9 protein-coding genes are annotated in these 7,085 nt (G+C 68.8%); 5 read left to right on the top strand and 4 right to left on the bottom strand.

Annotation, left to right across the window (positions count from 1 at the left end; genetic code table 11):
• From K9U41_RS20820 to K9U41_RS20830, 3 genes are all read left to right on the top strand, one after another.
• Window positions 1-1,117 (top strand): FUSC family protein (locus K9U41_RS20820; RefSeq protein ID WP_282642763.1); only part of this gene is annotated, 1,117 nt, incomplete at its 5' end.
• A gap of 272 nt (window positions 1,118-1,389) precedes the next feature.
• A complete protein-coding gene (locus tag K9U41_RS20825) occupies window positions 1,390-3,081 on the top strand; it encodes an acyl-CoA dehydrogenase family protein (RefSeq protein WP_282642764.1) in 1,692 nt (563 codons plus the stop codon).
• Between the two features lie 28 nt (window positions 3,082-3,109).
• Window positions 3,110-3,556 carry a GNAT family N-acetyltransferase gene (locus K9U41_RS20830; protein WP_282642765.1) on the top strand — a complete coding sequence of 149 codons (447 nt, stop codon included), beginning with the start codon at window positions 3,110-3,112 and terminating at the stop codon, window positions 3,554-3,556.
• Between the two features lie 25 nt (window positions 3,557-3,581).
• Here the strand turns inward: K9U41_RS20830 and K9U41_RS20835 are convergent, their stop codons facing one another.
• Complete coding sequence (locus tag K9U41_RS20835; protein ID WP_282642766.1) at window positions 3,582-4,418, bottom strand: SDR family oxidoreductase; 837 nt, start codon at window positions 4,416-4,418, stop codon at window positions 3,582-3,584.
• A gap of 159 nt (window positions 4,419-4,577) precedes the next feature.
• On the opposite strand from K9U41_RS20835, the gene K9U41_RS20840 reads away from it, so the two are divergent.
• Window positions 4,578-4,943 (top strand): winged helix-turn-helix transcriptional regulator, encoded by a 366-nt coding sequence (locus K9U41_RS20840; protein WP_282642767.1) that lies wholly within the window; start codon window positions 4,578-4,580, stop codon window positions 4,941-4,943.
• A 21-nt stretch (window positions 4,944-4,964) separates the two neighbouring features.
• Here K9U41_RS20840 and K9U41_RS20845 read toward each other — a convergent pair whose 3' ends face one another.
• Window positions 4,965-5,189 carry a helix-turn-helix domain-containing protein gene (locus K9U41_RS20845; RefSeq protein WP_282642768.1) on the bottom strand — a complete coding sequence of 75 codons (225 nt, stop codon included), beginning with the start codon at window positions 5,187-5,189 and terminating at the stop codon, window positions 4,965-4,967.
• Between the two features lie 125 nt (window positions 5,190-5,314).
• The gene (locus K9U41_RS20850; protein ID WP_282642769.1) at window positions 5,315-5,869 is read right to left on the bottom strand and encodes a DUF2975 domain-containing protein; all 555 of its coding nucleotides are present in this window, start codon (window positions 5,867-5,869) and stop codon (window positions 5,315-5,317) included.
• 72 nt (window positions 5,870-5,941) lie between these two features.
• On the opposite strand from K9U41_RS20850, the gene K9U41_RS20855 reads away from it, so the two are divergent.
• Window positions 5,942-6,562 carry a hypothetical protein gene (locus K9U41_RS20855; RefSeq protein WP_282642770.1) on the top strand — a complete coding sequence of 207 codons (621 nt, stop codon included), beginning with the start codon at window positions 5,942-5,944 and terminating at the stop codon, window positions 6,560-6,562.
• 7 nt (window positions 6,563-6,569) lie between these two features.
• On the opposite strand, the gene K9U41_RS20860 is transcribed toward K9U41_RS20855, so the two are convergent.
• Window positions 6,570-7,079, bottom strand: a complete 510-nt coding sequence (locus K9U41_RS20860) for a prolyl-tRNA synthetase associated domain-containing protein (protein WP_282642771.1) — start codon at window positions 7,077-7,079, stop codon at window positions 6,570-6,572.
• Window positions 7,080-7,085: the final 6 nt, after the last annotated feature.

The following is a 7,085-nucleotide window of genomic DNA, read 5'->3' on the forward strand; positions in this document are numbered from 1 at the left end:
TCAGGGACCCGCCCCGCCCCGCCGCCTCGCGCGGCTCTCCAGCCGGCTTTCCGGTCTCCTTGGCCCCAGCCATTTCAAGCTCGGGCTGCGGGCCGCCATCGCCGGGCTGGTGGCCTATGCGCTGGCCACGGGGCTGGCCCTTCCCAACGGCTATTGGGCGGTGCTCACCGCGGTGCTGGTGGTGCAGGCCACCATCGGCGCCAGCCTCGCGGTGGCCATCGATCGGGCGCTGGGCACGGTGGTGGGCGGCGTGGTGGGCGTGGTCGCGGCCATGCTGGCGGGCAATTCGGCGACGCTCACCTACGTGGCGCTGGGCGTTGCGGTGTTCTTCACCGCCACCCTGTCGGCCCGTTCGGCAAGCTACAAGCTGGCGCCGGTGACGGTGGTGATCGTGCTGTTGGCCGATCCGAGCCATCTGGAGCCGTGGCTGTCCGGCCTCCATCGGGTGTTCGAGATCGCGGTGGGCGGGGTGGTGGGCATGGCCTCGTCCATCCTGATCCTGCCCGAGCGGGCGCTGCTGCGGCTGTTCCCCCATTGCGCCAAGGCTCTGCGCCTCAACGCCGGGCTGCTGGAGCTGGGCCGCGACGGCCTGCTGGGCCGCGGCCTCGACCCCACCGCCCTCGACCGGCTGAATTCCGCCGCCCGCCAGGCCCTGCGCGCCGCCGACGCGCGCATCTCCGAGGCGCTGACCGAGCAGGTCGGCGGACTGGTGGGGCAGGCGGATCCGGCGCCGGTGGTGCGGTCCTGCCGCCGGCTCTGGCATTCCGTCATCATCCTGCTGCGCGGCGCCGACCGGCCCCTGGACAAGGCCGTGGCCGCGCGCGTCGCCCCGAGCCTCGACGCCGCCGTGGCCGGGCTGAACGGCCACATCCTCGCCCTCGCCGACCTGATCGACGGCCAGGAGGTGGAGGGACTGGAGGAGAAGGCGCAGGCCGCACGCGCGGCGGTGGCGGCGCTGGAGGCCGAGGCCGAGCGCCTCAATGGCGAGGGCGTGCTGGAGACGGCGGGAGCCGACACCCTCACCTCTTTGTTCGCCGCAGTCTCCGCCTGCAATCACGTGCAGGAAAACCTCGAAGACCTCGCCGCCCGGTTCGACGAGGTCGAGGCGGTCCGGTGACCGGCGGACCCGCAACCCGGATACTTGCTCCAGCTAATATATTATTTTCGACTAGAAAATAATTGTGTTCCGAGCTGCCGGACATGGGCAGAAGGTCGGATCGACCCACCTCAAGAATTCCTCTCTAACTCACCGGCACACGCGGGCGCCGCACAATCGCGCCGCGCCCGCTGATCCCGGCGCACACCGCCGCCGTAATCAGCCGTTGCGTTGGACCGGTTCCAAGGCAAGGATAGGTCAATTCTGCAACGCACAATCGGGAGAAAGCCTTCATGAGCGCCAGCGCCGCCCTTCAGACCGTCGATACCGACACCCTGGATGCCGTTGCGCTCGGCCGCACGGCCACGGCGCAGCTGGAAGCCCTGCTGGCGGAAGCCACCTCTTTGGTGAAGGCGCAGGTGACCGAGGGCGGTCGCATCTCCCCGGCGCTGATGGAGCGCGAGCAGCGGTCCACCCACGGCCTCGCCTGGCTCGCCACTTATGTCTTCTCGGTGCGCGAGCTGGTGCATTATGCCGACCGCCTCACCGAGATGGGCAAGTTCGGCGCCACCGAAAAGCTGATCGTGCAGATCGGCCTTGGCGAATATGTCGCCCAGATCCTTGGCGGCATCCCCATGAGCCAGGGCGAGATCGTCCGCCTCGGCGACCTCTACGTCTCGGAGACGACCGAGGCCGCCCTGCGCGCCGACCCGGCCATCGCCGCCCTCGCGGCCAGGGGCAATACGGCGGCGAGCCGCGCGGCGCTGGCGGACATCATCCGCGGCGCCCACCCCACCGGCACCATCGGCGAAGCCGGCCTCGACGAGACCACCGAGGCCATGCGCACCGAGATGCACCGCTTCGTGGAGGCGGAGGTGGCCCCCCACGCCCACGAATGGCATCTGAAGAACGACTATATCCCGCTGGAAATCATCACCCACCTCTCCGAGATGGGCGTGTTCGGCCTCACGATTCCCGAAGAGTTCGGCGGCCTCGGCCTGCCGAAGGAGGCCATGTGCGTGGTCACCGAGGAGCTGTCGCGCGGCTATATCGGCGTCGGCTCGCTGGGTACCCGCTCGGAGATCGCCGCCGAGCTGATCCTCGCCGGCGGCACCGACGACCAGAAGGCCCATTATTTGCCCAAGCTCGCTGCCGGCGAGATCCTGCCCACGGCGGTGTTCACCGAGCCCAACACCGGCTCGGACCTGGCCTCGCTGCGCACCCGCGCGGTGAAGGACGGCGATGTCTACAAGGTCTCCGGCAACAAGACCTGGATCACCCATCCGGTCCGCGCCGACGTGATGACGCTGCTGGTGCGCACCAACCCGGCCGAGCCCGGCTACAAGGGCCTGTCCATTCTGCTCGCCGAGAAGCCGCGCGGCACCGACGAGAACCCGTTCCCCGCCGAGGGCATGACCGGCGGCGAGATCGAGGTGCTCGGCTATCGCGGCATGAAGGAATACGAGATCGGCTTCGACGGCTTCACCGTGCCGGCGGCCAACCTGCTCGGCGGCGAGGAGGGGCAGGGCTTCAAGCAGCTCATGACCACCTTCGAGAGCGCCCGCATCCAGACCGCCGCCCGCGCCGTGGGCGTCGCCCAGGCGGCCATGGAGGTGGGCCTGAAATATGCCGAGGAGCGCATCCAGTTCGGTAAGGCTCTCATCCATTTCCCCCGCGTCGCCGACAAGATCGTGATGATGGCGGTGGAGACCATGATCGCCCGCCAGATCACTTACTTTGCCGCCCGCGCCAAGGACGAGGGGCGCCGCACGGACCTTGAGGCCGGCATGGCCAAGCTGCTGGGCGCCCGCGTCGCCTGGGCGGCGGCGGACAATGCCCTGCAGATCCACGGCGGCAACGGCTTCGCGCTGGAATATCCGGTGTCGCGCATCCTGTGCGACGCGCGCATCCTCAACATCTTCGAGGGTGCGGCCGAGATCCAGGCGCAGGTGATCGCCCGCCGCCTGCTCGACGGCGGCAACTGAGGCCGGGCCGCCGGCAGGTCCACGGACCATGGGCGAGGCCGTCTCTATCGAGGATGCCCTGCCGGGGGACGAGGCCGAGTGGCGCCGGCTCTGGGCGGGCTACAACGCCTTCTACGAGGCGGAAGTGGCCCCGCAGGTCACGGCCCGCACGTGGCAGCGCATCCTTGACCCCGCGTCCCCCATGCTGGGCCGCGTCGCCCGGCGCGGCGGGGGGCTTGCGGGCTTCTCCATCAGCGTCCTGCATGAGGGCACCTGGGTCGCGAGCCCGGTCTGCTATCTGGAGGACCTGTTCGTCGATCCCGCCTGCCGGGGCCTCGGCATCGGCCGCAGCCTGATCGCCGATCTCGTCAGCCTCGGCAAGGAGAGGGGCTGGTCGCGCCTCTACTGGCACACCCGCCGGGACAACCCGGCGCGCGCGCTCTACGACAGCTTTGTCGCGGCCGACGATTTCGTCAGGTACCGCATGGATCTGTGAGGCCGGCCGGCGCCTCTTGCGGCGCCTATTTCAGCCGGTCCGCATTGTCCTTTGCATAGGTTTCCAGCGACCGGGGCGCGTGGCCGGTCAGCGTCTCCACGTCGGTGGTGACGGCGGAGGTCCAGCCCTCGCGCACCGGCATGAAGATGGAGGCGAGAAAGCGGGCATAGTCCTGCGGCACGCCGGTGCCCACAAGGATGCCGACGAAGGTGTCGTCGTCGATGGGGGTGTAGGCGACCGGCTTGCCGATGACCGTGGCGAGGATCGCCGCCGCGTCCCCATAGCCCAGCGCCTCAGGTCCGGTGAGGTTGAAGGCGCGGCCGTCGAACCGGTCCGAGGTCAGGGCCGCCGCGGCGCTTTCGGCGATGTCGCGGGTGTCGATGAAGCTGGACTTGCCCTCGCCCGCCGGCAGGGCGATGACGCCGTGGTCGAGGCCGGCCTTCCAGAAGGTGTGGAAATTGTCCGCGAACCAGTTCGGCCGCAGGATCACATAAGGCGTGCCCGACGCCTCCAGCGCCCGCTCCACCTGCCGGTAGGGGATGGCTTCATCCGCATCGGCGCCGAGCACGCTCAGGAACACCACCTTGACCTTGCGGGCGCTGGCGGCCGCGATCACCGGCGCCAGTTGGCCCTTGGGATCGAGGGAGCCGGTGGGCAGCATCACGAAGGCGCTCTTTACGCCGTCGAAGGCCGGGCCGAAGCTGGCGGGATCGGCATAGTCGAAGACCACGCCCTCGGCCCCGTCCACCGCCTTGCCCGAGCGCGAGGCGGCCTTCACCTTGGCGCCGCGCGCCGTCAGCGCCTCCACCAGGGGGCGGCCCACGTTGCCCGTGGCCCCGATCACCAGAATCGCGTCGTCCATGTCCTGCTCCCGAAATGCGGCCTGATAGGTTTCTGTTGGAAACCATGTATCGAGGAGATACATACAAGCCTTGGTGGCGGCCCGAAAGAGAGCACCTGAAGCTCACATGGTCACCGCCGGGAAACCGGGCACCGGGCTCAGGCACTGGGTGGAGGGACCATGGATCAGCCCTATGACATCTATCAGGAGCGCTGCCCCACCCGCATGGTGCTGGACCGGCTGGCGGACAAATGGGCGCTGCTGATCCTCGATCGGCTGCGGGATGGCCCGGTGCGGTTCAATCATTTGCGGCGCGACATCGCCGGCATCTCGCAGAAGGTGCTGTCGCAGACCCTGAAGAAGCTGGAGCGGGACGGGCTGATTTCGCGGCAGGTGTTCCCCACCGTGCCGGTGACGGTGGAATATGCCCTCACCGGCCTCGGCCGCACCCTCACCGACACCGTCGCCGCCCTCGCCCACTGGGCGGAGGCCAACATGGATGCCGTGCTCGCCGCCCAGAAGGCCTATGATTCGATCGGGCGGTGATCGGGAGCCGGCGCGGCGGCGCTAGTCCGCCTCCTCTTCCGGCCCCGGCACATATTCCAGGATGTCCCCCGGCTGGCAGCCGAGGGTCTCGCAGATGCGCGCCAGAGTGTCGAAGCGCACGCCCCGCACCTTGCCCGACTTCAGCAGCGAGACGTTCTGTTCGGTGATGCCGATGCGCTCGGCAAGCTCGCGCGAGCGCATCTTGCGGCGCGCCAGCATCACGTCGAGATTGACGATGATGGGCATGTTGCTCCCATAGCCCTTCGCATCAGAGCGTTTTCGAGCGAAGGGGATACCGGTTCGCGTGAGGAAAACGCGTTAAAATCAGAATCTGGAGTGATTGCCGTGAGCCAAGGCGAACGGATCGCACTCTAGACGAAGCTTGCATTTTCTTCGGCGATTCGCGCCGCCTCGCGCATAACCGCGCCGACCCCGATGATCAGCAGCCCGACGATCACCGCCACCACGTCGTGGCTCGACAGCGACACGGCAAGGGCGCGTTCGCCAGGGGGATTGCCCAGGGTGAGCGCGAGGCTCAGCGCCGCGCCGGCGAACGGGCTGATCAGGCCCTGAACGGCAACCGCCGCTCCGAAGCGTTCGAGGCGGTGCGCCAGCATCTGCGAGATGATCTCGCCGCGTCCGAAGTCGCGGAAGATCTGGCGGACCTGCAGCAATCCATAGGCCAGGATGCCGAGCGGCACCGCGGAGATGACGAGGCCCGCGCACAGGCTCGCGCCGTCGAGCGAGACCCGGTGACCGGCGAGGCCGAGGCGCGGCACCACCATCTGCTCCACGAGGGCCGGGCGTAGCCAGATGCCGAGGCCGGATGTCACCAGCAGCACCAGCACCACCAGGGTGGCCAGGGAGAGGGCACGGCCGAGACGCACGACGCGATGAAGGCGGGGGTCGAGGGGCGGAGGAGACATGAGGGGACTTTCCTTGACGCAATTAAAATTTATCGTAAAACAATAATAATGCAATCGTTAATGAGAATAGATATGCGTCTCGGCCGTGCCTTCGTCCGCCGCTCCCTGCTCCTGCTGTCGCTCGCCCTGTCCGTCGGCGCCTGCTCCCATGTTCCCGTCAGCAGCCTGCCGCAGCTGGCGAGCCTCGATCTCGATACGGCGGATCTCTCGGTGCTGCGCGCCGCCGTGCGGGCGCCCAAGGAGATCGCGCCGGTGCCCGGCGGGGCGTTCGTGACCATGTCCTATTGGCGCCAGGGCGAGGAGGGGCGCAAGACCACCGTCCAGGCGGTGCTGGAGGTGGAGGCTGATCCCAGAGCGCTCTCCGCCCTGAAGGAGGAGGAGCGCGAGGGGCAGCGCATCACCGTGTTCCGCCTGACCGACGAGGGGCGGCGCAAGCTCGAGGCGGCCCGCAGCGAGATGCTGGCGCTCAAGTCGGACGAGCTTGCCAAGGGCCGCCGCCTCCACGGCTCCCTCGCCGTGTCCGCGGAGGGCTGCGTCCGGGGCGCGCTGCCGTCCGGCCCGCTGCCGCTCAGCACCTACCTGCGGCTGAAGCCAGGCGGAAACTTCGTGCCTCTGATCCGGGACGTGGACCTGCGCGCCCTCCTGGCCCAGGCCGGCTCCGACGAAACCGCCATGAAGGCCTGTCCGGGCTGAGGGCGCCTTACGCCTCCGGCGCCGGCGGGATCTCGATCACCAGGGGCTGGTGGCCGGTGAGGCGGAAGAAGGCGTCGAGCGCCTCCGGAGCAAGCGACGTGGTGCGTTCGTTGGTGAGGGGGTGGCAGCACACCGCCTCCGCCTTCAGCAGCGCGGCGTCGATGGCGATGGTCACGAGGCCGGCCGTGTCGTTGGCCGCGGCAAGCAGGGTCACCGATCCCGGCAGCACGCCCAGATGCTCGTAGAGCGCCTCCGCCGAGCCGAAGGAGAGCGAGCCCTTGGCGCCCAGCGGCCCCTTCAGCGCCTTGAGGTTCACCGGCGTGTCCTCGGCGATGGCCACGAGGAAATAGGTCTTCTTCCCGTCGCGCAGGAACAGGTTCTTGGTGTGGGCGCCGGGAATGTCGCCGCGCAGGGCCTGTGATTCGGCCACCGTATGCACCGGCGGATGGGCATGGGTGGTGGCGGGGATGCCGTTCTTGGCAAGCAGGTCGAGGAGCGCGTCGGGGGTCAGGGGCATCGGGGC

The organism is Xanthobacter autotrophicus (assembly GCF_029991245.1).
Classification (GTDB): domain Bacteria; phylum Pseudomonadota; class Alphaproteobacteria; order Rhizobiales; family Xanthobacteraceae; genus Xanthobacter; species Xanthobacter autotrophicus_C.